Source organism: Streptomyces spinosus (assembly GCF_020400655.1).
Classification (GTDB): domain Bacteria; phylum Actinomycetota; class Actinomycetes; order Streptomycetales; family Streptomycetaceae; genus Streptomyces; species Streptomyces argyrophylli.
The window spans coordinates 19,485-42,031 of record NZ_JAINRC010000011.1; the positions used below are offsets into that span (position 1 = coordinate 19,485).

The window sequence follows — 22,547 nt, forward strand, 5'->3', positions numbered from 1 at the left end:
GTGCGCCGCGTCCGGGCCGCTTCAGGGGTCGTATGACGGTCGTACGGCGGTCGCGCGCACCGCGAACGGCACGCGCACGGCTACGCGTCACCGGCGCGCCGGGCCCGCAGTCCAAAACCGATCGCCCAGCCGATCCCGCCCGCGGCGACCAGCACCAGGGCGATCTCCGGAAGGACGCCCAGTTCGGTGGCGGGGGTCGTGGACGTGCGCAGCGGCACCTTCTGGACGAGATAGGCGGGCACGAACATGCCGGTCCTCTGGGTGATCCGTCCGTCCGGCATGATGACCGCGCTGACCCCGCTGGTCACCGGCACGGTCACGGTACGGCTGTGCTCGACGGCGCGGATGCGGGACATGGCGAGCTGCTGGTAGGTCATCTCGCTGCGGTCGAAGGTGGCGTTGTTGCTCGGGACGGAGATCATCTCCGCGCCGTGCGTCACCGTGTCCCGCACGGCCCAGTCGAAGGCGGCCTCGTAGCAGGTGGCCAGGCCCACCTTGACGCCGTCGATGCCGAAGACGCCCGGCTTGGCGCCCCGGCTGAAGTCCTGGCGGGCCATCTCGGTCCAGCTCTTGTTGATCGCGCCGACCAGCGAGCGCAGCGGAAGGTACTCGCCGAAGGGCTGGATCTGCCGCTTGTCGTAGGTCTGCGTCGGCCCCTTGACCGGGTCCCACAGGATCTGTTCGTTGAGCAGCTTCCCGTCCCGCTCGACCACGCTGCCGACGGAGATGGGCACGCCGATGTCCTTGGCCGCCTGCTCGATGACGGCTGCGGCGTCCGGGTAGGCGAAGGGGTCGATGTCGGAGGAGTTCTCCGGCCACAGGACGTAGTCCGGCTTGGGAGCCCTGCCCGCCCTGACGTCTGCGGCGAGCTTGTGCGTCTCGCGCGCGTGGTAGTCGAGCACGGCCCGCCGCTGGGCGTTGAACTCCAGGCCGGCGCGCGGCACGTTGCCCTGGATGAGCGCCACGGTCGCGGTGCCGTGCTGCGCGGAGTCGCTCACCAGCGCGCGGGCGGCGACCGCGCCCGCCACCGGTACCGCCACGGCGAGCAGCGCGGCGGCCGCGGCGGCGCGCCGTACGACCCGGTCACGGCGCAGCTCGGCGATCAGCCGGCCGGCCTCATACAGGCCGAAGCCGCACAGGACGACCGCGAAGCCGAGCACGGGGGTGCCGCCCAGCGCGGCGAGCGGCAGGAAGACGCCGTCCGCCTGACCGAAGGCCACCTTGCCCCACGGGAAGCCCTGGAAGGGCACCCGCGCGCGGGCCGCCTCGCCCGCCGTCCACACGGCCGCTGCCCACACCGGCCAGGCGGGCAGCCGGGAGACCGCGGCGACGCCCACGCCGACCAGCGCGATGAAGACCGCCTCGACGGCCACGAGCGCCAGCCAGGGCAGCGGGCCGACCTCCACGCTCGTCCACACCAGCAGCGGCAGCAGGAAGCCCAGCCCGAAGAGGTAGCCGAGGCCCAGGGCGGCCTTCCAGCTCCGGCCGCGCAGCACCCAGCCGAAACCGGCGAAGGCGGGCAGGGCCAGCCACCACAGGGTGCGCGGCGGGAAGCTGACGTAGAGCAGCACCCCGCAGAGCGCGGAGGCGGCGGCCGGGACCAGGCGCAGCAGCCGGCCGCGCGCACCGGAGGCCCGGCGCGGCTGGAGCTGGTCCGACTGGTCCACGGAAGTTGCGGTGACGGTCACCCGGGTGAGTGTACGGCGGGTGACGTCGCCGCCGACAGCGCGGCCGGGCCCCGTACACCGGCGTTCGCCGCTGGTGGGAGCCTGTGCGCGGCGTGGCGGGGTGGCCCCCGCGGCGCCGCGGGATCACGGTGTTGCTCCGCGTACGTCCCCGAACCGGTCATGAGCCGTTACGGTGTGCCCAGCTTCGGCGGCGCGGCCGGGCCCGGTGCGCGGCCGTGGCCTGCCACAGGTCGGGGACCGGGTACGGGGGGCGACGGGTGGGTTCGACGGGGACGGGATCCGCCACCGGCGCGTACGGTGCGGATGCCCACAGCGTGCGAAGAAACGTTTCCGACGGGACGGGCATGATCCTGCTGGGGGCCTGTGCGGGGTGGTCGCTGATCACCGCCGCGGCCCACGACGGACGGCCCGAGGGCGTGCTGCTCGCGGTGCTCGCCGTGGCCGCCGGGTATGCGGCGGGCCGGGTCTCCGGTGCGCTGCTGCCGGTCACCGCGCCCTGCGCCGGTGCCGTGGCGGGACTCGTCCTGGCCGTTACACCGCCCGGGCTCTCCCCCGGTCCCCGGTACGCCGCCCCGCTCGGCCACGCCGGTGCCACGGCCGCCCTGCTGGCGCTGGCCACCGGGGCCGCGTGCTGTGCCGCCTGGGCGACGGCGGTACCGGCCCTGCGGTGCGGGCTGCGGGTGCTGGCCTGCGCCGTCGTGGCGGCCGGGGCGGTACTGGGGTCGCCCGCGGGCTGCGTGGCCAGCGCGGCGGTCCTGCTGTGTTCACTCGCCGCCGGCTTCGCGCGCGGCCGGGGCGCGTGGCTGGCGGGGACGGCCGCGGCGGCGGGCCTGGTGGCGGCGGCGCTCTGGGCGGTCGCCGGGAAGGTGCTGCCCGGCGGCCTGACCGGGGCGGTCGGGGGGCGGCTCAGCGGGCACCGCGTCCGGCTGTGGCGGGACGCGCTGGGGGTGGCGGGCCGCCACAGCGGATTGGGGGTCGGCCCCGGCCGGTTCGGAGACCTGGCCACGGGGGCACCGCGCACCCTGGTGTCCGACGGCAGACCGCACTCGGCTCCCCTGCAGCAGGCGGCCGAGCAGGGGCTGGCCGGGATGTTCCTGCTGGTCGCCGTCTTCTGCTGGGTTCTGTACGCCCTGTGGCGCACCCCACGTCCCACCGCCGTCGCCCTCACCGCGGGCGCGGCCCTGACGGCGGTGGCCGCACTCGCCTCGGTGAGCAACGCCCTCAGCTTCACGACGGTGACGTCAGGCGCTGCCCTCCTGGCCGGCTGGGCCACGGCCCGTCCGTGGACGGCCGGGACGGCGGCACCGAGCCTCTGAGCGGGGGCCGGTGGGCGCCATGGTTGCGGCTGACGGGGCGGGCCGCCCGGCGCGACGGGTCAGGCCGCCGTCCCCGGCTTGATCGTCCCCAGGCGGTCCCTGATGACCCGTACCGCCGTCTCGGCGTTGTCCACGGTGATCGTGAACGTGTGGCCGTCCCACAGGCGCAGCACGATGCCCTCGCCCCGGCGTACGACGACCGCGGTCCCCTTCTCGGGGCGCCAGCGGTAGCCCCAGCCGCCCCAGTGCCGTGGGGTGACGAGGGCGGTGAAGTCGGCGCCGGCCACGTGGGAGAGCGGGATGCGGCGGCGCGGCAGGCCCATGTGTCCGCAGCGCACCTCGACGCACTCCTTGTCGAGCTTGAGGTCGACGTGCACGAAGGCGAGTGTGCCGAAGATGACCAGCAGACCGGCCGCGATGCAGCCCACGACGGACATCACGAGCGGGGCGATGCCGGAGCCCCAGGCCGAGTCGACGGCCAGCTCGATGCCGAGCGCCATGCAGGCGGCACCGACCAGCGCGAGCAGCCACTGGACCCGGTTGGTGGCGCGTCCCGTCCAGACGTCCGGGCGCGGGGTGTCGTCGGCGTCGGGGTGGTCCCTCATGTGTACGAGGTTACTCAGGTTTCGCACCGCGGGTAGGGCGTGGCACGGGGTGACTGGCCCGGCCGGGGCACGGCGGACCGTGCGGCCGGGCCGGTTCCGCGCCGGTCAGCGGACGGGGCTGACGGCCTGGAGGAAGCGGCCCTCCTCGTAGGAGAGCGCCGTGTCCGGGAGGGTCGCCTCGCGGCCGCTGAGCAGCACCGTGAGCGTGGTGTCGGCGACGGCGGCCGGGACCGACTCCGCTTTGATCCGGCGCAGGGCCTGGGCGGCCACCGCTCCGGCGGTGCCGTGCAGGATGAGCGGTGGACGGCCGGGCCGCTGGACGGCCGCCCGGATGCGCTCGGCGACCAGTTCGTAGTTGGTGCAACCGAGGACGAGCGTGGTGACGTCGTCGGGGGTACGGGCGGCGGCCGAGGCGATGGCCGCGTCGATCGCCGCGTCGTCCGCGTGGTGCACGGCGTCCGCGAGACCGGGGCACGCCACCTCGGTCACGGCCACGCCCGCCGCGAACTCCTCGATCAGACCGCGCTGGTAGGCGCTTCCCGTGGTGGCCGGGGTCGCCCAGATGGCGACGGGCCCGCCGCCCGCCGCGGCCGGCTTGATCGCCGGGACGGTACCGATGATCGGCAGGTCCGGCTCGAAGCGGGCCCGCATCGCGGGCAGGGCGTGCACCGACGCCGTGTTGCAGGCGACGATCAGGACGTCGGGGTCGTGTGCGGCGGCGGCCGCGGCGACGGCGATGGCCCGCTCGGTGATGTCCTCGGGGGTGCGCGGTCCCCAGGGCATGCCGTCCGGGTCCCACGACAGCACGAGATCCGCGTCGGGTCGCAGTCGATGTACCGCGGCGGCGGCGGGCAGCAGGCCGATTCCGGAGTCCATGAGCGCGATCTTCACCCGGCCACGATAGACGATGGCTCCTCGTGGGCCGGCCGGGTGGGGCAGACTGCGGCCGTGAGCGCCTTCCTGTGGATCACCGTCGTATCGCTGGCCGCCTGGTGCTGGCTGCTGCTGGGCCAGGGCTTCTTCTGGCGCACGGACGTCCGGCTGCCACGGCGCCGTGACCCGGACGTGTGGCCGTCGGTCTGTGTGGTCGTACCGGCCCGTGACGAGGCCGCCGTGCTGCCCGCCGGCCTGCCGTCGCTGCTGGCGCAGGACTATCCGGGACGCGCGGAGGTCTTCCTGGTGGACGACGGCAGTACGGACGGCACCGGGGACCTGGCCCGCGAGCTGTCCCGGCGGCACGGCGGGCTGCCGCTCACGGTGGGATCGCCCGGGGAGCCGCCGGCGGGCTGGACGGGCAAGCTGTGGGCGGTGCGGTACGGCATCGGGCTGGCACGCGCGCGTGACCCCGAATACCTGCTGCTGACGGACGCCGACATCGCGCACGCCCCGGACAGCCTGCGCGAACTGGTGGCGGCGGCCCGCACCGGCGGCTTCGACGTCGTGTCGCAGATGGCGCGGCTGCGGGTGGCGAGCCTGTGGGAGCGGCTCGTGGTCCCGGCGTTCGTGTACTTCTTCGCGCAGCTGTATCCCTTCCGCCGGATCGGCCGGCCGGGCTCGCGCACCGCCGCGGCGGCGGGCGGCTGCGTCCTGCTGCGCGCGGACATGGCCGAGAAGGCGCGCATCCCGGAGGCCATCCGGCACGCCGTCATCGACGACGTCGCGCTCGCGCGCGCGGTGAAGGGCGCGGGCGGCCGGGTCTGGCTGGGGCTGGCCGACCGGGTGGACAGCGTGCGCCCCTATCCGCGGCTGCGCGACCTGTGGCGCATGGTCGCGCGCAGCGCCTACGCGCAGCTGCGGCACAGTCCCCCGCTGCTCCTCGGCACGGTCGCCGGGCTCGCACTGGTGTACCTCGTCCCGCCGGCCGCCGTGGCCGTGGGCGCTGCCGGCGGCGCCGCGCAGGTCGCGCTCGTGGGGGCCGCGGCGTGGGCGGTGATGACGGGGACGTACCTGCCGATGCTGCGGTACTACCGGCAGCCGCTGTGGCTCGCCCCGCTGCTGCCGCTGACCGCTTTCCTCTATCTGCTGATGACGGTCGACTCGGCGGTGCAGCACTACCGCGGGCGCGGGGCGGCGTGGAAGGGCCGCACCTACGCCCGTCCGGACGCCGTGGCCGACGAGGGCTGAGTCCGGTCACTTGCGGCCGGGCGTCCAGTTCATGCCCCAGCCGTAGGCGCGGTCCATGGTCCGCTGCGGACTCACCCCGCGTTCCGGCACCAGGTACCGCGCCTCGCGCTGGACGAGCAGGTCCCCGCCGGTGTTGGTGATCAGCGCTAGCGCGCACACCGGGGAGTCGACGGTGCACTCGTCCAGCGAGAACTCGATGGGCGCGCCGTGCTGCGGCTGGAGGGTGACGGTGGCGTGCAGGTCGGCGAAGGAGCGGGCGCCCTCGTAGATGGTGACGAAGACGAGGATGCGCCGGAAGTCCCGCGTGTGGTCGAGGTTGACGGTGAGGTTCTCGCCGGCCGCCACGGCTCCGGTGCGGTCGTCGCCGTCGAGGTGGATGTACGGCGGCCGGTGGAGCGAGCCGAAGGCGTTCCCGAGGGCCTGTACGACCCCCTTGCGGCCGTCGGCGAGTTCGTAGAGCGCGCACAGGTCGAGGTCGATGTCGCCACCGCCGCCCCGGCGGCCGAAGCCCGTGGACTGCTTGCGCGTCTGCCAGTTGAGGTTCACCCGCATCGCGCCGGACGTGCCGCCCTGCTTGGCCAGCGAGACGGAGGGGGACGCCTTGGTGAGGGTGACCTTGGAGAGGCGGACCGGCTGGACCGGGGGCGGCGCGGTGGGGGCCGTGGCGGGGCGCGGCGGGGTGGCGGCCGGGGCCGGCGCGGTGTGCTGCGGTTCGTCCACGCTGATGCCGAAGTCCGTTGCCAGGCCTTCGAGTCCGCTGCTGTAGCCCTGGCCGACGGCACGGAACTTCCAGCCGCCCTGGCGGCGGTAGAACTCGCCGAGCACGAAGGCCGTCTCGACGGTCGCGCCGGGGCTGTCGAAGCGGGCGACCACCTGGCCCGAGGCGGCGTCGGTCACCTCGATGGAGAGGTCCGGGACCTGTCCGAAGGTGCCGCCGTCGGCGGAGGCCGCGAGGACGATCCGTTCGACGGCGCCCTCCACGCGCGCGAGATCGACCCAGAGGGTGTCGGTGACCCGCCCGCCGGCCGTCCGCTTGCCCTCGTGGCGTACCGCGCCGGAGGAGTGGGCGGGCTGGTTGTAGAAGACGAAGTCCCCGTCGGAGCGCACCTTTCCGTCGGCGAGCAGCAGCGCCGAGGCGTCGGCGTCCGGGACCCCGGGGCCGGAGCCCCGGCCCACTTCGACGCGCAGCGCCGTCGTGGGCACCGCCGTGTTGGCTCCTTTGGACATTGACATGTCCGCCCCCTCACGTGTCGGCTTCCGGGTCCCGCCCCGCGTCCGGGCCGTCCCTGCGCCCAACCTATTGCCGGGTGCGCCGCACGCCCATGAGCGGCACAGGAAGATCGCCGGTCAACCGCCGGTAACCCGGGACGAACCCGGCCTTTACACGATCCAAACGTTGATCGGCGTCCCTTTTTGCCAAGTTCGCTCGTATTGAGGATCCCAGGCTCCTACCGACGCGGAAAACAACCCTCTTATCAGTCTCCCCAACCAGCACATCGTGGGCTTAACTTATGTGCCATGACCTCCCCCCGCTCCACTTATGGTGGCGGCTACTACTCCGCCTCCTTCCCGGACACCCCGATCTACGACTCGCTCGTCGCCGAGCGGGGCACCCCGCAGATCGCCCCAATCCGGGTCCCCGCCGCCTACGACACGGGCACCGGCAACAGCCTGCCCGCCCTGCCGTCGGCCCTCCCCGCCCTCCCGGCGGCACCGGTCCAGCAGCAGCCTCCCGTCTACGGCTACCCGCAGCAGCAGCCCGCACCGCTGCAGCAGGCGCCCACGGCGTACATCCCGCAGCAGGCGAGCGCCCCGCGCGGCTACCCCGGCCCGCAGGCCCCGCAGCAGCAGCGCCCGATGGCGCCGGGCAACGGGTACGAGGCCATGCGCCCGGCCGCGCCGCGGCCCGCGCCGGCTTCCTACCAGGACCCGTACAACAACCAGCAGTACCGCGGGTACTGACCGCTCGCGTCCCGGCTGTCCGTGCCCCCTGGCACGATGGACGGCATGGGACACGTCGAAGTGGAGTCGATCCACGTCCACCCGGTCAAGGCGTTCCGGGGCCTTACGCCCCGGGAGGCCGTCGTGGAGCCCTGGGGCCTGGCCGGTGACCGGCGCTGGGCGCTGATCGACCACGGGGGAAAGGTCGTCACGCAGCGCGACCACGCGCGTCTCGCCCTGGCCGCCGCCGAGCCTCTGGCCGGCGGCGGCCTGCGACTGTCCGCTCCCGGTCTGCCGCCGCTGACCGTAGCGGTGCCGGAGCCGGTGGCGACCGTGCCGATGGACGTGTTCGGCACGAAGGTGGAGGGGGTCCCGGCCGACCCGGCCGCGCATGACTGGTGCAGCGCATTCCTGGGGTGCGGGGTCCGCCTGGTCCACCTGGACGACCCGGCCACCCGCCGCCCGGTCGACCCCGCGTACGCGCTGCCCGGCGAGACGGTGAGCCTCGCCGACGGCTATCCCCTGCTGGTCACCACGGTGGCCTCGCTGGACGCCCTGAACTCGCTGATCGCGCAGGGGCCGGACGCCCACGAGGGCCCGCTGCCCATGAACCGGTTCCGGCCGAACGTCGTCGTCGCGGGCACCGAACCGTGGGCCGAGGACCACTGGACGCGGATCGCCGTCGGCGAGGTCGTCTTCCGGGCCCCGAAACCGAGCGGTCGGTGTGTGGTGACCACTACCGACCAGGACACGGCCGTACGCGGCCGGGAACCGCTGCGCACCCTGGCGCGCCACCGCAGGATCGGCGGCAGGCTGCTGTTCGGTGTGAACCTGGTGCCCCTCTCCACCGGCACCATCAGGGTCGGCGACCCGGTGCGGGTACTGGGGTAGGGACCGGCCCGCGCACAGCCGCCGGTGATGATCCGGCGGACCGGGAACCAGGGGGCGGGTGCCGGTCGTTGAGCGAGCGTGAGAAATTCGTGAGGAGCCGCGTGCGTCAGGTGCCGCGGCGACCGTGAGGCGCTCTCACCCGGTCCGGTCCGGGGGCGAGCGCGGATGCCGGGGACCGTGACGGACCGGAAGGGGGTGGGGACATGCGAGCACTCAGTGGACTGTGGCGCTGGCGGCACAATCCACTGTGCCGCGCCACCGATCTGGCCGAGGCGTGGGTGGCCCTGGTGGCGCTGCTGCTCATCGCCGTGGCCGCGCCCGTGACCGGCTGCCTGGTCGGTGCCGCCGCCCAGGACGCGCTCCAGCGGTCCGCACTGCAGCAGCGGCACACACGTCATCCGGTCACGGCCACCGTCGTGCGGGACATGGGCGGGGCCCTGCCGGAGACCGACCCCGACGCCACCTCCACGCGCGAGACCGGCAGCCGCGTCCTCGCGGACTGGACCGCGCCGGACGGCACCCCGCGGCACGGCCCGGTCCTGGCGGACCTCAAGTCCCCGCACCAGGGGGACCACTTCCGGCTCTGGACCGATCCGCACGGCCGAATAACGACCCGCCCGCTGGACTCCGCCACGGCGACGACGCACGCCGTGCTCGCGGGAGTCGGCGCGGCCCTGCTGACCGCCGCCCTGGTCGAGGGCGGCCGGCGCCTGACCGTCTGGCGCCTGGTCCGCCGGCGCTACGCGCGCTGGGACCAGGCCTGGGACCGGGCGGGCCCGGACTGGGGCAAGGCGGGCACCGGCAGCTGACGGCCTTCCGGCTCTGGTCAACCCGGCGCGCACGCACGCGCTACGGTGGACCGGCCGAAGCGCATTCGGCGACGACCCGCGGGTGCGTGAACCCCCGGGGCGCACAGGACTCCACGGGCGCCGGCGCGCTGACGCCCAGGAGGACCGAGCACGGCCGCGGTCCGCGCGCCGGCGGCAGCGCCCCGGCGGACAGCGAGCCATCAGTACGACTAGGTGGGGGCACAGCAACGCCATGGCACAGGGCACGGTCCAGGTGACGCACACCGGTACTTCGCGGTGGCGGCGCCGCACGGGTGAGTACGCGTCGCTCGCCGCCGCCCTGGAGGCCGCCGCCGACGGCGACGTCCTCACCATCGCCCCCGGCACCTACCGGGAGAACCTCGTCGTCCAGCGGGCGGTGACACTCCGTGGACCCGAGGGCTCGTCCGGCTCGGTGCGGATCGCGCCGGTGGACGGCGTCCCGCTCACCGTGCGGGCCTCGGCCGTCGTGCAGGACCTGCACGTGGAGGGGCAGGACGCGGCGGCACCCGCGCTGCTCGTCGAGGAGGGCACGCCCGAGCTGATGGACGTGCGGATCGTCACGCGCTCCGCCGCCGGCATCGAGGTGCGCGGGCAGGCACGTCCGACCGTGCGCCGGTGCACCGTCGACAACCCGGCCGGCATCGGCATCGCCGTACTCGACGGCGGGGGCGGGGTGTTCGAGGAGTGCGAGGTCGTCGCGGCCGGGCAGGCGGGCGTGGCGGTGCGCGGCGGCGCCCATCCCCGGCTGGAGCGCTGCCGGGTGCACCACGCCTCGGGCACCGGGCTGACCGCGACCGGCGAGAACTCCTCGCTGGAGGCGGTGGGCTGCGAGATCTACGAGGTACGCGGCTCCGGGGTGCAGGTCACCCAGCGGGCCACCGCGCACCTGACCGACTGCGAGGTGCACCGCACCACCGCCGACGGCATCACCCTGGACACCGACGCGGTGCTCACGCTCGCCGACTGCCACCTCCACGACATCCCGGAGAACGCGGTCGACCTGCGCTCCCGCTCGGTGCTCACGCTGACCCGGACGACGGTCCGCCGGTTCGGGCGCAACGGACTGTCGGTGTGGGACCCGGGGACCCGGGTGGACGCCAACCAGTGCGAGATCTTCGACAGCACCGGCGACTACCCGGCGGTGTGGGTGAGCGACGGGGCCACCGCCGTACTGGAATCCTGCCGGGTGCACGACGTGCCGGACGCGCTGTTCGTACTGGACCGCGGCTCCCGCGCGGACGTCGTCGACAGTGATCTGTCGCAGGTGCGCAACACGGCCGTGTCGGTGAGCGACGGGGCGACCGCGCAACTGGCCGACTGCCGGATCAGGGAGGCGGCCACCGGTGCCTGGTTCCGCGACCACGGCAGCGGCGGGACGCTCGACAACTGCAGCCTGGACGGTACCCAGACCGGTGTGATCGTCACCAAGGGCGCCGACCCGACCATCGAGCGGTGCACGGTCGACTCCCCCGCCGAGGCCGGTTTCTACGTCTCCGCGGGCGGCCGGGGCAGCTTCCTGAACTGCCGGGTCACCGGCAGCGGCGGCTACGGCTTCCATGTGATCGACGGCTGCCGTACGACGCTGCGCAAGTGCCGTACGGAGCGGTGCGCGCGCGGCGGGTACGAGTTCGCCGACGCCGGCCCGGACGCGGGGCCCGGAACGGGACCGGTCGTGGAGGACTGCACCAGCGACGAGAGCGGCGGTGTCCGGCCGCCCATGGCCCGGGAGGCGGCCGTGGAGACGGTGGCGCAGCCCGCGGGCCTGCTCGGCGCGCTCCCCGGGCAGCGGGCGGCGGAGCAGGCGCCGCACGTGGCCCCGGTGGAGCCGGAGAAGCCCCGGCGCATCTCGAAGGACGTGCTCGGGGAACTGGACGCGCTGGTCGGCCTGGAGAGCGTCAAGCGCGAGGTGCGGGCGCTGACCGACATGATCGAGGTGGGCCGGCGCCGGCAGCGGGCGGGGCTGAAGGCCGCCTCCGTCAAGCGGCACCTGGTCTTCACCGGCTCCCCCGGCACCGGCAAGACGACGGTCGCCCGGCTCTACGGCGAGATCCTCGCCTCGCTGGACGTGCTGGAGAAGGGCCATCTCGTGGAGGTGTCCCGGGTCGACCTGGTCGGCGAGCACATCGGTTCCACGGCGATCCGCACCCAGGAGGCCTTCGAGCGGGCCCGCGGGGGTGTGCTGTTCATCGACGAGGCGTACGCGCTGTCCCCGGAGGACGCCGGACGGGACTTCGGCAAGGAGGCCATCGACACGCTGGTGAAGCTGATGGAGGACCAGCGGGACGCGGTGGTGGTGATCGTCGCCGGGTACACCGCGGAGATGGAGCGCTTCCTGTCCGTCAACCCGGGTGTCGCCTCCCGCTTCTCCCGCACCATCACCTTCGGTGACTACGGCCCCGAGGAACTGCTGCGGATCGTGGAGCAGCAGGCCGACGAACACGAGTACCGGCTGGCGCCGGGCGCGGCCGAGGCGCTGCTGAAGTACTTCACGGCGCTCCCGAAGGGCCCGGCGTTCGGCAACGGCCGCACCGCCCGGCAGACCTTCGAGGCGATGGTGGAGCGCCACGCGAGCCGCGTCGCCCAGCTGCCCGACCCGACCACCGACGACCTGACCCTGCTCTACGCGGAGGACCTGCCCGACCTGCCCTGAGCCCTCCCCGCCGGCGGGCCGCGGCGGCCGGCCACGTCACGCCGGGGCACCGGCGGCCTCGTCTCGGGGCTCCGGCCCGGTCCCCGGGCGCCGGTCCGGCGGTTCCGGGCGGAGGCGGGTCAGCAGACGGGCCCGCTCGCGGGTGAAGGCGGGGTCCGACTGGTAGTCGGAGTGGCCGAGGATCGGGGCCGGGAGCGGGTGGTCCGGGGTGCGGCCGTAGGCGAGGGGGTCCCGCAGGGGCTCGTGGTCCACGTCGGGGCAGGTGTCGTCGGGGACGCGGACCGGGCCGCCGATGGGGTCGGTCCGCCGGTAGAGGTTCCGCCAGCAGTCGATGTCGTGGTGCAGGGCGGCCAGGGCCGGCGGACCGAAGTGGGCCGGGAACCAGCGGCCGTACAGGCGTTCCAGCGGAGAGCCGTAGGTGAGCAGGGCAACCCGTCCGCGTACCGACGGCGGCAGCTGCCAGGCCGCCGCGGCGGCGAGGACGCTGCCCTGGGAGTGGCCGGACAGCACCAGCCGGCCCCCGGTGCGCCGGGTCCAGGTGGCCATGCGCCAGGTCAGGTCCAGTACCGCGCGCTCGGCGTAGCAGGGCGGTGCGAAGGGGTGGGCGGCGCGCGGCCAGAAGGTGCCGACGTCCCAGAGGATGCCGATGGTGCGCCGGGCCGACGCGTCCTTGTAGGCGCGTCTGCCCCAGGTCACGAACAGCAGGAAGCCGAGGCCCACCAGCCAGGAGCCGAGCGCCTGCGAGGTCTCGGCCACGGCCCGCACGAGGTGGTGGGTGTGGTGCGCGGCCCCCTCGGGCGTCCTCCTCGTGGCCAGGGCCCCGGCCAGTGCCACGGAGCCGAGGACCAGGGTGGTGGCGGTGAGCACGGCGACGACGAGCGGCGCCCGGTCGGTGAGGGTGGCCATGGCCCGCGCGTGGGCGATGGCGCGGGTACGGGACGGGTCCTCGGGCTCGCCGGGGTGCTCGCGGCGGACCCGGTGGCGTTCGGCGCGGGCGAGCCGGGCGGTGTGCAGGGCGAGGCCGGCGGCCAGGAGCAGCAGGACGGCGAGGAGCGGCGGGATGACGGACGCCTGCCAGGTCAGCAGCACCGGCGGGCCGGTGAGCAGGGCGCGGGTGCCGTCCAGCCAGTCGGATACGCGCTGGGCGACCCCGCCGGAGATCACACCGCCCAGCGCACAGGCGAGCAGGGCGACGGCGGGACCGCCGAGGCCGCGCATCGCGGCGCGCGGGTCGGGGCGGCGCCGGTGCAGGTATCCGGCCACGACGGCGAGGGCGACGACGAGCACGCCCTGGGCCGGCATGAGGGCGCCGAAGGAGGGGTCGCCGGGCAGCCGGCCGGTGGACCGCCAGCCGGGCCGGGACCAGCCGGCGTACACCAGCCCGAGCAGCAGCAGGGCGAGCGCGGCGAGCGGCAGGCCGCGTACGACGTGCCGGTCGAGCCGCTGGTCCAGCCGCCTCTCGTCGCGGCCCCGGCGGCAGACCACCGTGACCACCGCCGCCCCGCAGACGAGCAGGGCCGCCGCCAGCAGCGGGCCCAGCACGTCCAGGACGGCGGGCCCGCCGGGCCGGTGGTCGAAGCGGACCGCCGGGATGGTGACGGCGCCGGCCACCGTGAGCAGGCCGGCCGCGGTGTGCGCGGCGCGCAGCCGGGCGACCAGGCGTCGCCCGTACCAGAACCCGGCCCGCACCAGCGCACTGCCGTGCGCGGCGGACCCGGCGTCGTCACCGGGCGGCTCCTGCTCGTCACCGGCCGGTCCCGTGGCGGATGGCAGCGGCCGGTGGGACTCGTAGGCGCGCCAGGTGCGGTGGGAGAGGTACCACAGCAGGCCGGTCAGCGTGACGGGCAGTGCCGCCGCGAGGGCCAGCCTGCGGCCGGGGGCGCTCCACCAGCCGCCGGCGGCGGGTGACAGGAAGCCCAGCCAGGAGTGCCGGCGGACGCAGTCCTGGACGCCCGCGCACTGCCAGGCGACCAGGTCGAGCGCCACCTCGCAGGCGGCGGCCACCAGCAGCACGGTCAGGGTGAGGGCGGCCAGACGCACCAGGAGGCCGTAGAGCCGGACCACGCGCGGCCGGTCGGGCGCGGCCGGGCGCATCCAGTGGGCGAGGTTCACCACCATGAACGGCAGCAGCAACAGCCACAGGGCGCGGCTGCCGTCGCCGGAGGTGAGGTTGCACCAGACATATGCCTCCCGGACCGGTCCGCTCCCCGGCTCCCGCCCGTGCCGCCGCCCCGCTTCTCCCCCGGCCCCGCTCCCGTCCGGGCCGGTCCCGGCGTCCCCGGCGCGGCGGAAGACGGCGGCCGTGTCGTCGCCGGTCACCCGGACCGTGCGCGGGTCACCGAGCATCTTCTCCGGCGTGGTACCGCCGACCCCGTGCACCAGCAGTTCCAGTTCGGTCTCCGGCGGCTTGGCGGACCGGACCTCGTACGGCCCGGCGGGAGGCTGCTCCCGCTGCCCCACCGGACGTTTTCGCGCGCGTTCCACCGTTCTCGCACTTCCCCCATGACGCCCTGACGCCTGTGCCGTGCGCGCTCCAGGATCTCCGGTCCGGCGGCCGCGTACACCTCCCGTCACGGAATCTCCCCGAACCGAATGCCTGCGGACGGGCCGCGACGCGGTGGCGCAACCGGCGCCGACCCGTGAAAAGATGGGACGCCCGCACACTGCCGGACAGATGGAAGTTCCTGGTCGGAGCCGGTGCGCCGGGCGTGTCGGACGGATGGCGGCGAAAGGACCGGAGCGTACGTGAGCGAGAATCAGAACCTCCTCGCGGAGCAGCGCCGCGCCCTGATCGTGGACGAGGTCCGGCGCCGGGGCGGGGTACGGGTCAACGAGCTGACCCGCAAGCTCGGTGTCTCGGACATGACGGTGCGCCGCGATCTGGACGCGCTCGCCCGCCAGGGCGTGCTGGAGAAGGTGCACGGCGGCGCGGTGCCGGTGGTCGAGGCGAGCACGCACGAGCCGGGGTTCGAGGCGAAGTCGGGGCTGGAGCTGACCGCCAAGGAGGACATCGCGCGTGCCGCGGCCCGCCTGGTCGGCCCGGGGGCGGCGATCGCGCTGTCCGGCGGTACGACGACGTACGCGCTCGCGCAGCACCTGCTGGAGGTGCCCGACCTGACCGTGGTGACGAACTCGGTGCGGGTCGCGGACGTCTTCCACTCGGCGCAGCGCACCGCGGGGCAGCGGCAGGGGTCGGCGACGGTGGTGCTGACCGGCGGGGTGCGCACCCCGTCGGACTCGCTGGTGGGGCCGGTGGCCGACCAGGCGATCGCCGCGCTCCACTTCGACCTGCTCTTCCTCGGGGTGCACGGGATATCGGTGGAGGCCGGCCTGTCCACGCCGAACCTCGCCGAGGCCGAGACCAACCGGCGGCTGGTGCATTCCGCGCGCCGGGTCGTGGTGGTCGCGGACCACACCAAGTGGGGTGTGGTGGGTCTGAGTTCGTTCGCCGCGCTGGAGCAGGTCGACACGCTGGTGACCGACGCCGGCCTGCCCGCCGAGGCGCGCGTGGAGATCTCCGAGCACCTGCGGCTGCTGGTGGCGGGCGAGCCCGGGGACGAGGACGGCACAGACGTCTGAGATCCCGTCAGCTAAGCTGACGGGTAACCGGTTGACGATGTCCGGTCAACCGGTTACGGCAGTGTCACGAGGGGGTTTCGTCCATGGCTCGTCGTCTGCGCCCGGTGGATCCCGGCTTCATCGCGACCGCCCCCGTACGCATGGTCTTCGCGCGGAACATCTCCGCCCCGCCCGAGCGGGTCTTCCGCGCCCTCGCCGAGGACGTGCCCGGCTGGGCCGAGTGGTTCGCGGCGGTGACGCGCGCCCGGGCCACCGACGGCGGCTCCGGGCGGGAGATCCGGCTCTGGGGCGGAGGGCGGTTCACGGAGACGGTGCTCGTCGCGGAGGCGCCCGAGGTGTACGCCTACCGCGTCGACAGCACCAACGCGCCGGGCGCCCGTGCCCTGGCCGAGGAGTGGCGCCTGACACCCCGGGACACCGGCACGCGTGTGCAGTGGACCTTCGCCGCCGACGGGACGGCACCGTTCCGGTTCGCCCTGGCGCTGGGCCGGGCGGGCCTGGGGCGTGCCTTCCACGGCGCGGTGACGTCCTTGGACGGATACGTGTCCCGGCGGTGATCAGCCGCCGCGGGCGTGGTGCGCCTCGGACACGACCGCTGCCATCAGTTCCGCGTCCAGCGCCGAGACATCGGCCAGCCGGGAGGCGGCCGAGAAGGAGTTCAGCAGGGTCTTGGTGACGCGCAGCGCCGCCGGGGGGCGGCGGACGATGGGCCTGGCCCAGGCGTCGACGGCCGCGTCCAGCTGGTGAGCCGGCACGACCTTCTGCAGGATGGACAGGGAGTGGGCTTCCGCCGCGGTGAACGCCCTGCCGGTCAGGACGAGTTCGCGGACGCGGGCGGCGCCCACCTCGTTGATGAGCCGGGGCAGCAGGCCGCCCCAGGCGGTGGGGAGCCCGAGGGTGAGTTCGGGCAGCCGGAAGGTCGCGTCCTCGGAGCCGACCCGCAGGTCGCAGGCGAGTGCCAGGGCCATGCCCGCCCCGATGGCCTTGCCGTGGACGCGGGCGATGGTGACGGCCGGGTTCCCGGTCAGGGCGTCGCAGACGCGCCGCGCCTTGGTTCCCGAGACCCGGATGCCGCTGCCGGTGGGGTCGTCGGCGAGGTGCCGGGCGAACTCGGCGCGGTCCCCGCCGAGGCTGAAGTCGTCGCCGCTCCCGGTGAGGACGAGCACGCGGACCGCCGGGTCCTGGTCCTGGAGGACGGCCAGGAGATCGTCCAGCAGGGCGTCGGTGACGGTGTTGCCGAGCTCGGGGGTGTTCAGCTCGATGGTGAGGACCGGGCCCTCCCGGTGGGTCCGCAGGGTCTGCCGTACGGGGCCGGCCGGGAGAGCCGTGAGGGGGAGGGCGGTCATGTCGTCGCTTTCGGGGGAGTCGTGTCGTCGTCGCTTCGGGCGGTCGTCGTCAGGTGCGGGAGGTTCGCCTCCAGGAGGTCACGCGGTCACCATGAGGGAGGTGACGCGCCGGAAGACCATCCGGCTCGCATACGTGGGGCCGGCGGTCGGCCGCAGGGTGGGGAATCGTTCCAGCAGCTCGCCGAGGAGCAGGCGGGCCTCCAGCCGGGCGAGGGCCATGCCGAGGCAGTAGTGGGCCCCGCCGCCGAAGGTGAGGTGGGCGCCCTTGCGGCCGATGTCGAACACGTGCGGGTTCGCGTTGCGGCGCGGGTCGTGGTTGGCGGCGCCGTAGAGGACGTGGACGGTGGTGTCCTTGGCGACGGGGACGCCGGCGAGGAGGGTGTCGGCGGCGGCGTACCGGGAGTTGAGGTGGATGGGCGGGTCGTAGCGCAGCACCTCGTCGATCGCGGCGTCGATGTGTTCGGGGTGCCGGCGCAGCCAGTCGGCCAGGGCCGGGTCCCGGGTGAGGAACCACACCGCGTTGGTCAGCAGGGTGGCGGTGGTCTCCAGGGACGCGATGGTGATGAACATCGTCAGGTCGTAGAGCGTCTGGTCCGCCGCCGCGCGGTCGTCGGGGTACCGGTCGTCCCAGTAGCGGATCCAGCCGGAGAGGACATCGTTGCCAAGGTGCCGGCGCCGGTGGGCGATCAGACGGGTGAAGAAGGCCCTCATCTCCAGCGTGGCCTGCGCGGACACGGCCAGTTCGCTCTTGGTGGGCAGGAGTTCCTGGGCGTGGACCTGGCGGTGGGTGAAGTCCAGGATCCGCGGGTAGTGCTCGGCCGGGATGGCGAGCCACTGGCCGACGGTGTGGATCGGGAGCCGGTCGCCGACCGTGGCGGCGAAGTCGGCCTCGCCACCGGAGCGCAGCTGCAGGGCGAGGCGGTCCAGGAGGCGGGTGACGTGGCCGGCGATGCTCGGCCGCATGGCCTCCAGGGTGCCGCGGTCGAAGAGGTTGCCCAGGGCGCGCCGCTGGAAGGTGTGCACGGGCGGGTTGAGGCGGGAGAGGGTCCGCGTCATCTCCCGCGTCGCCGGCTCCCGCCAGCGCCTCGGGTCGGGCTGGCGCTCCTGCCAGTCGAAGTCGGGGACGAGCCAGTTCCTGCCGCGCAGCACCTGGCTGCACGCCTCGAACCCGGTCACGAAGTACCCGCCCCAGGGCGCGGGCACCACATCGCCCAGTGCGCGCAGCTCCTCCCAGACGGGGCGGGGGTCGGCCAGTCCCTCGCCGGTCCTCAGGCGGCGAAGGAGGGGGATGACGACTCGGCGGTCGGGGGTGGTACCGCGTATGACGCCAACGGCGGTCACGCGAAGCTCCTTTGTGGCTGGGCGCTACCGTTACCGCCGGAACCTACCCTTCCCCTCTCCTTCGTCATGCGCCTGTCAGTGTTGCTCCTGTCACATGCCGCACATCAGACGCGGAAAATGTCCAGGAAACTGCTCCAGAATCCCTTCTTCCTGGCCGGCTCGTGGCGACCGGCGGAAGCGGCGGAGGCCGGGACCGTGGGCAGCGGCTGCTCCGCCGCGGCGGTGCCGGTGCGGCTGCGGAGGGCGGAGACCATGCGGGTGGCCGGGGTCGGGCTGAAGGCCACGGGCAGCGCGACCAGGGCCCGGTGGAACGGCCCGGGCCGCCATTCCAGCTCCTTCTCGGCGACGGCCAGGGTGAGGTCGGGCAGGGCGTTGAGGATCTTCTCGATCGCGGTGACGGCGATGACCTGCGCCGGGTCCTTGGCCGGGCACGCGTGCGGACCGGCCCCCCAGGCCAGGTGGGCGCCCTTGCCGCGCTTCTGGCGGGCCTCGGCCAGCGCCGGATCGCTGTTGGCCGCGGCGAAGCTGATCACGACCGGCGTGTTGGCCTCGGCCACCACTCCCCCGAGGTCCACGTCCTGCACCGGGTAGTGGGTGGCGTAGTTGGCGATGGGCGTCTGGTTCCACAGCACGTCGTCGATCGCCTCCTCGACCAGCAGCCCGGAGTCGCGCCCGCTGGTGTCGGGCGACAGCAGCAGGAGCAGCGCGTTGCCGATGAGGTTGCGCTCGGGCTCCACGCCGGCGCCCATCAGCATGACCAGCTGGTCCTTGAGTTCCTCGTCGGTGAGCCCGGCGGGGTGCTGGATCAGCCAGGAGGTGACGTCGTCACCGGGTTGACGGCGCTTGAGGGCGATCAGCTCCATCAGGCAGGCGGTGAGTTCCTCGTTGGCGCGCAGGGCGTCCTTGCCGTCGAAGATCGCCGACATGGCACTGGTGAGGGTGTCGCCGATGTCCGCCGGGCAGCCGAAGAGCTTGTTGAACAGCAGCAGCGGCAGCAGTTTGGCGTAGTCGTTGAGGAGGTCGGCCCGGCCGCGCTCGCTGAACTGGTCGATGAGGTAGTCGGCGATCGGCTCGACGTCACGGCGGATGCGGGTGATGTTGAGCCGGGCCAGGCTGTCCGTGACGGCCTTGCGCAGCCGCAGGTGCACGGCGCCGTCGGTGAACAGGCAGTTGGGCCGGTACGCCATCATCGGCAGCACCGGGCTGTCCAGCCCGACGCGCCCTTCGTTGAGCGCCTTCCACCGGCGGGCGTCCCGGGCGAAGAGCGTGGAGTTCTGCAGCACGCGCAGTGCCATCTCGTGGCCGACGACCAGGGTCGCGTCGACGCCGGGGGCGAGCTCGACCGGTCCGGCCGGGCCGTGGGCGCGCAGCCGGTCGTAGACCTGCTGCGGATCGGCGGCGAACGCGGCGTCGTGCATGGGGCATCTGGCGCCGGCGGGGGCGGGGGCTGACTGGCGGTCCATGGGGTTCCTTCTGCTGGCTCCGGGCCGAGGGTCCGGGCGGATGGTTCCGGCCGGGGCCGGGGCCGTCCGGGCCGGGGGCCGGGGGGTGGTGCCGGGCCGTGGTCCCGGCGGAGGGCCCGGGCCCGGGCGGAGGGCCTGAGCCTGGGATCGGGGGATGGGCGTGCGGGGGTTGCCGCGGGCGGCCGTGTCAGGCGGCCCGGGTGAGCAGGTGCCGCACGAGCGCGATCAGCGCGTGGGCGGACGACTGCCGGTCGCGGGCGTCGCAGTAGACGACGGGGGTGTCCGGGAGCAGGTCGAGGGCCTCGCGCACCTCCGCCTCCTCGTACACCGTGCCCGCCGCGAAGCTGTTGACCGCGATGGCGTACTCCAGGCCGTACCGCTCGACGAGGTCGATGACGGGGAACGTCTCCTCCAGCCGGGCGGGGTCGACCAGGAGCAGCGCTCCCAGCGCCCCGCGGGCCATGTCCTCCCACAGCTGCATGAAGCGCTGCTGTCCGGGGGTGCCGAACAGGTACAGCACGAGGTCGTCGCTGAGCGTGAGCCGGCCGAAGTCCAGGGCCACGGTGGTGGTGGTCTTGTCGGCCACGCCCCTGAGGTCGTCCACGTGGAGCGACGCCTGCGTCATCTTCTCCTCGGTGCGCAGCGGGGTGATCTCCGACAGGGAGCCGATGAAGGTCGTCTTGCCCACGGCGAAGTGCCCGACGACCAGGATCTTGGCAGCGTTGGTCACCGCGCTGGAGACGTAGATGGAGCCGGGGGCCGTCTCAGCCGATGAGGGATTGGAGTCCATTCAGAACCTTTTCCAGGGTCGCTCTGTCAACGTTCTGAGCCCGGGGCGGCTCGGCGCGGCGCAGGAGGTGTCCCTGCTCGAATAAATCGGTCAGCAGCAGCCGGGCCACCCCCACCGGCAGTCCCAGGTGGCCGGCCACTTCGGCGACCGACAGGTAGCCGCCCGCGCACAGCTTCCAGATCGCCATCACCTCGGGGCCGGCTCCCAGCGGGGGTGTCCGGTCGGGAGCGATGGTGACCAGGGTGTGCAGCGCCAGGTCGTCCGAGTCCGGCAGCGTCCGGCCACCCGTGATGACGTAGGAGCGGACGAAGTCGCTGGTGACGGAGGCTTCCTCGCCGGGGGTCGTCATGCGCCGGCACCGTTGTCGGAGCGGGGCGCCACACTCATCGCCTTGCTCAGGCTCGTGACCGTCTTCTGCATGCGGAACGACATGGCCTCCATGTCGACGTCCAGCGCGGCGGAGACGGCGAGGTAGGAGCCCTGGCCGGCGGCGATCAGGAAGATCCAGCCGCCGTCGTACTCCAGCAGCGTCTGCTTCCAGATCCCGTGTCCCGCTCCCACGAACCCCGCGACGGCCCGGCTCAGCGACTGCATGGAGCTCATCGCGGCGGCGTTCGTCTCGGCGTCGTCCCGCCCGATGTCGTCCGAGCGCTGCAGCAGCAGGCCGTCGCCCGAGACGAGGATCGCGTGCCGGGCTCCGCGTACCTCGAGCACGTCGTTCAGCACCCAGGACAGGTCGATGTTCACTTGTTGTCAGGTCCTTCCGTGGTGTTCGTGGTGCGCCCGAGCTGGGTTCCGCGCGCGAACGCGCCGAGCCGGGACGCCGTCACCTCGCTGACGGGCTCGGGCGTGACCTCCTGACCGGCGGGGGCGTCGAGTGCCGGGACGACCGTGACGGGGCCGCTGCGCCGGCGGCGTTTGGGCAGACCTCCCGAGGTCGTCCCGACCACGTGGGTGGGCCCCACCACCGGGACCGGCGCCAGCCGCTGGGGGGCCGCCTCCGGGCCCGTGACGTCCTGGGCGTCGGCCGCGGGGGCGGGCGCGTCGGGTGCGAGGAGACTTTCGGGCACACGGATCACTGCACGCACTCCGCCGTAGGGGGACACGGAACCGACGGAGACGGCGAAGCCGTAGCGGGCGGCGAGCATGCCGCACACGGCGAAGCCGAACCGCGGCGGATCGCCGAGACCGGTGATGTCGACCGGACCGTCGACCGACAGCAGGGCCGCAGCCCGGTCCTTGGTCTCCTGGTCCATGCCGAGCCCGGCGTCGTCGACGATGAAGCACACACCGGTCGGCACGGTCTGGATGTTGACCTCGACCGGGGTGCCGGGCGCGCTGTAGTTCGTCGCGTTGTCCAGCAGCTCGGCCAGCACGACGGCCACCGGCTCGACGGCCTTGCCGACGAGGGAGACGTTCACCTGCGAGTGGACGCTGACCCGGTTGAAGTCCTTGATCCGGCCCTGGGCGCTGCGCGCGACGTCGTAGACCGTGGCGACGCCCTCCCGCCGGCCCAGCCAGCCGCCGCACAGCACGGAGATGCCCTTGGCCCGGCGGCCGAACTGGCTGCCGGTGTGGTCGACCGTCATCAGGTCGGCCAGGATCTCGGTGGTGTCGCCGTACTTCTTCAGCAGGCTGTCGAGGAGTACCTGCTGCTCCTCCGCGAGCGACTGGAGCGTTCCCATCGCGGACTTGAGCACCGCCTTGGTCGCCGCCTCGGCGTCCGCCCGGACGTCCGCGAGGTCGCGCTGGTGCTGGGCGGTCAGCGTGGCGATGTGCGCGTGGAGCTCTCCGACATCGCCGCGGGCCTCGCCGAGTCCTGCCTCCAGGTCCTTCTTCGTTCTTCGGAGCGCCATATTGGTTCTCCGGGCTCGCATCACCGCGACGACCGCGGCGACGAGCACCACCAACAAGACCCACAGCAGTGGATCCTGAGTCAATGACGTCATGAGACTCTCTTCAAGTCGCATCGCGCCGGGAACG

Annotated in this window: 20 protein-coding genes; 8 read left to right on the forward strand and 12 right to left on the reverse strand. The window is 73.9% G+C overall.

Annotation, left to right across the window (positions count from 1 at the left end; translation table 11 throughout):
- Positions 1–80: 80 nt before the first annotated feature.
- Positions 81–1,688: an apolipoprotein N-acyltransferase gene (gene lnt / locus LG395_RS20975; RefSeq protein WP_225810836.1), complete on the reverse strand. Its 1,608-nt coding sequence runs from the start codon at positions 1,686–1,688 to the stop codon at positions 81–83.
- A gap of 344 nt (positions 1,689–2,032) precedes the next feature.
- On the opposite strand from lnt, the gene LG395_RS20980 reads away from it, so the two are divergent.
- Positions 2,033–3,004, forward strand: a complete 972-nt coding sequence (locus LG395_RS20980; RefSeq protein ID WP_225811001.1) for an O-antigen ligase family protein — start codon at positions 2,033–2,035, stop codon at positions 3,002–3,004.
- A gap of 59 nt (positions 3,005–3,063) precedes the next feature.
- Here LG395_RS20980 and LG395_RS20985 read toward each other — a convergent pair whose 3' ends face one another.
- Entirely contained in the window at positions 3,064–3,609 is a 546-nt protein-coding gene (locus tag LG395_RS20985; RefSeq protein WP_171158799.1) for a hypothetical protein, read from the reverse strand.
- Between the two features lie 105 nt (positions 3,610–3,714).
- Complete coding sequence (locus LG395_RS20990) at positions 3,715–4,500, reverse strand: glutamate racemase (RefSeq protein WP_171158798.1); 786 nt, start codon at positions 4,498–4,500, stop codon at positions 3,715–3,717.
- Positions 4,501–4,539: 39 nt separating this feature from the next.
- On the opposite strand from LG395_RS20990, the gene LG395_RS20995 reads away from it, so the two are divergent.
- Positions 4,540–5,733: a glycosyltransferase gene (locus LG395_RS20995; RefSeq protein ID WP_225810837.1), complete on the forward strand. Its 1,194-nt coding sequence runs from the start codon at positions 4,540–4,542 to the stop codon at positions 5,731–5,733.
- 6 nt (positions 5,734–5,739) lie between these two features.
- Here LG395_RS20995 and LG395_RS21000 read toward each other — a convergent pair whose 3' ends face one another.
- Positions 5,740–6,960 (reverse strand): TerD family protein, encoded by a 1,221-nt coding sequence (locus tag LG395_RS21000; protein ID WP_225811002.1) that lies wholly within the window; start codon positions 6,958–6,960, stop codon positions 5,740–5,742.
- A gap of 291 nt (positions 6,961–7,251) precedes the next feature.
- Here LG395_RS21000 and LG395_RS21005 point away from each other — a divergent pair, with 291 nt between their 5' ends.
- The 4 genes from LG395_RS21005 to LG395_RS21020 all read left to right on the forward strand — a co-directional run bounded on the left by LG395_RS21005 (position 7,252) and on the right by LG395_RS21020 (position 12,045).
- Positions 7,252–7,695, forward strand: a complete 444-nt coding sequence (locus LG395_RS21005; RefSeq protein WP_171158796.1) for a DUF6643 family protein — start codon at positions 7,252–7,254, stop codon at positions 7,693–7,695.
- 45 nt (positions 7,696–7,740) lie between these two features.
- On the forward strand, positions 7,741–8,565 hold the full coding sequence (locus LG395_RS21010) for an MOSC domain-containing protein (RefSeq protein WP_225810838.1): 825 nt from the start codon (positions 7,741–7,743) through the stop codon (positions 8,563–8,565).
- Positions 8,566–8,768: 203 nt separating this feature from the next.
- Positions 8,769–9,374: an Rv1733c family protein gene (locus tag LG395_RS21015; protein WP_171158794.1), complete on the forward strand. Its 606-nt coding sequence runs from the start codon at positions 8,769–8,771 to the stop codon at positions 9,372–9,374.
- A gap of 232 nt (positions 9,375–9,606) precedes the next feature.
- Positions 9,607–12,045, forward strand: coding sequence for a right-handed parallel beta-helix repeat-containing protein (locus LG395_RS21020; protein WP_225810839.1), 2,439 nt, complete (start codon positions 9,607–9,609; stop codon positions 12,043–12,045).
- 36 nt (positions 12,046–12,081) lie between these two features.
- On the opposite strand, the gene LG395_RS21025 is transcribed toward LG395_RS21020, so the two are convergent.
- Positions 12,082–14,529, reverse strand: a complete 2,448-nt coding sequence (locus LG395_RS21025; RefSeq protein ID WP_372463452.1) for a hypothetical protein — start codon at positions 14,527–14,529, stop codon at positions 12,082–12,084.
- Between the two features lie 261 nt (positions 14,530–14,790).
- Here LG395_RS21025 and LG395_RS21030 point away from each other — a divergent pair, with 261 nt between their 5' ends.
- Positions 14,791–15,624: a DeoR/GlpR family DNA-binding transcription regulator gene (locus tag LG395_RS21030; RefSeq protein WP_225810840.1), complete on the forward strand. Its 834-nt coding sequence runs from the start codon at positions 14,791–14,793 to the stop codon at positions 15,622–15,624.
- Between the two features lie 83 nt (positions 15,625–15,707).
- Positions 15,708–16,181, forward strand: coding sequence for an SRPBCC family protein (locus LG395_RS21035; protein WP_171158790.1), 474 nt, complete (start codon positions 15,708–15,710; stop codon positions 16,179–16,181).
- Here LG395_RS21035 and LG395_RS21040 read toward each other — a convergent pair whose 3' ends face one another.
- From LG395_RS21040 to LG395_RS21070, 7 genes are all read right to left on the reverse strand, one after another.
- On the reverse strand, positions 16,182–16,970 hold the full coding sequence (locus tag LG395_RS21040) for an enoyl-CoA hydratase/isomerase family protein (RefSeq protein ID WP_171158789.1): 789 nt from the start codon (positions 16,968–16,970) through the stop codon (positions 16,182–16,184).
- Between the two features lie 78 nt (positions 16,971–17,048).
- Entirely contained in the window at positions 17,049–18,311 is a 1,263-nt protein-coding gene (locus tag LG395_RS21045; RefSeq protein WP_171158788.1) for a cytochrome P450, read from the reverse strand.
- Between the two features lie 104 nt (positions 18,312–18,415).
- The gene (locus LG395_RS21050; RefSeq protein WP_372463453.1) at positions 18,416–19,774 is read right to left on the reverse strand and encodes a cytochrome P450 family protein; all 1,359 of its coding nucleotides are present in this window, start codon (positions 19,772–19,774) and stop codon (positions 18,416–18,418) included.
- A gap of 187 nt (positions 19,775–19,961) precedes the next feature.
- Complete coding sequence (locus LG395_RS21055) at positions 19,962–20,564, reverse strand: GTP-binding protein (protein WP_171158787.1); 603 nt, start codon at positions 20,562–20,564, stop codon at positions 19,962–19,964.
- A complete protein-coding gene (locus LG395_RS21060; RefSeq protein WP_171158786.1) occupies positions 20,539–20,913 on the reverse strand; it encodes a DUF742 domain-containing protein in 375 nt (124 codons plus the stop codon). Before LG395_RS21060 ends, LG395_RS21055 begins: the two co-directional genes overlap by 26 nt.
- Complete coding sequence (locus LG395_RS21065; RefSeq protein ID WP_171158785.1) at positions 20,910–21,311, reverse strand: roadblock/LC7 domain-containing protein; 402 nt, start codon at positions 21,309–21,311, stop codon at positions 20,910–20,912. Before LG395_RS21065 ends, LG395_RS21060 begins: the two co-directional genes overlap by 4 nt.
- On the reverse strand, positions 21,308–22,513 hold the full coding sequence (locus LG395_RS21070) for an ATP-binding protein (RefSeq protein ID WP_171158784.1): 1,206 nt from the start codon (positions 22,511–22,513) through the stop codon (positions 21,308–21,310). Before LG395_RS21070 ends, LG395_RS21065 begins: the two co-directional genes overlap by 4 nt.
- Between the last annotated feature and the right edge of the window lie 34 nt (positions 22,514–22,547).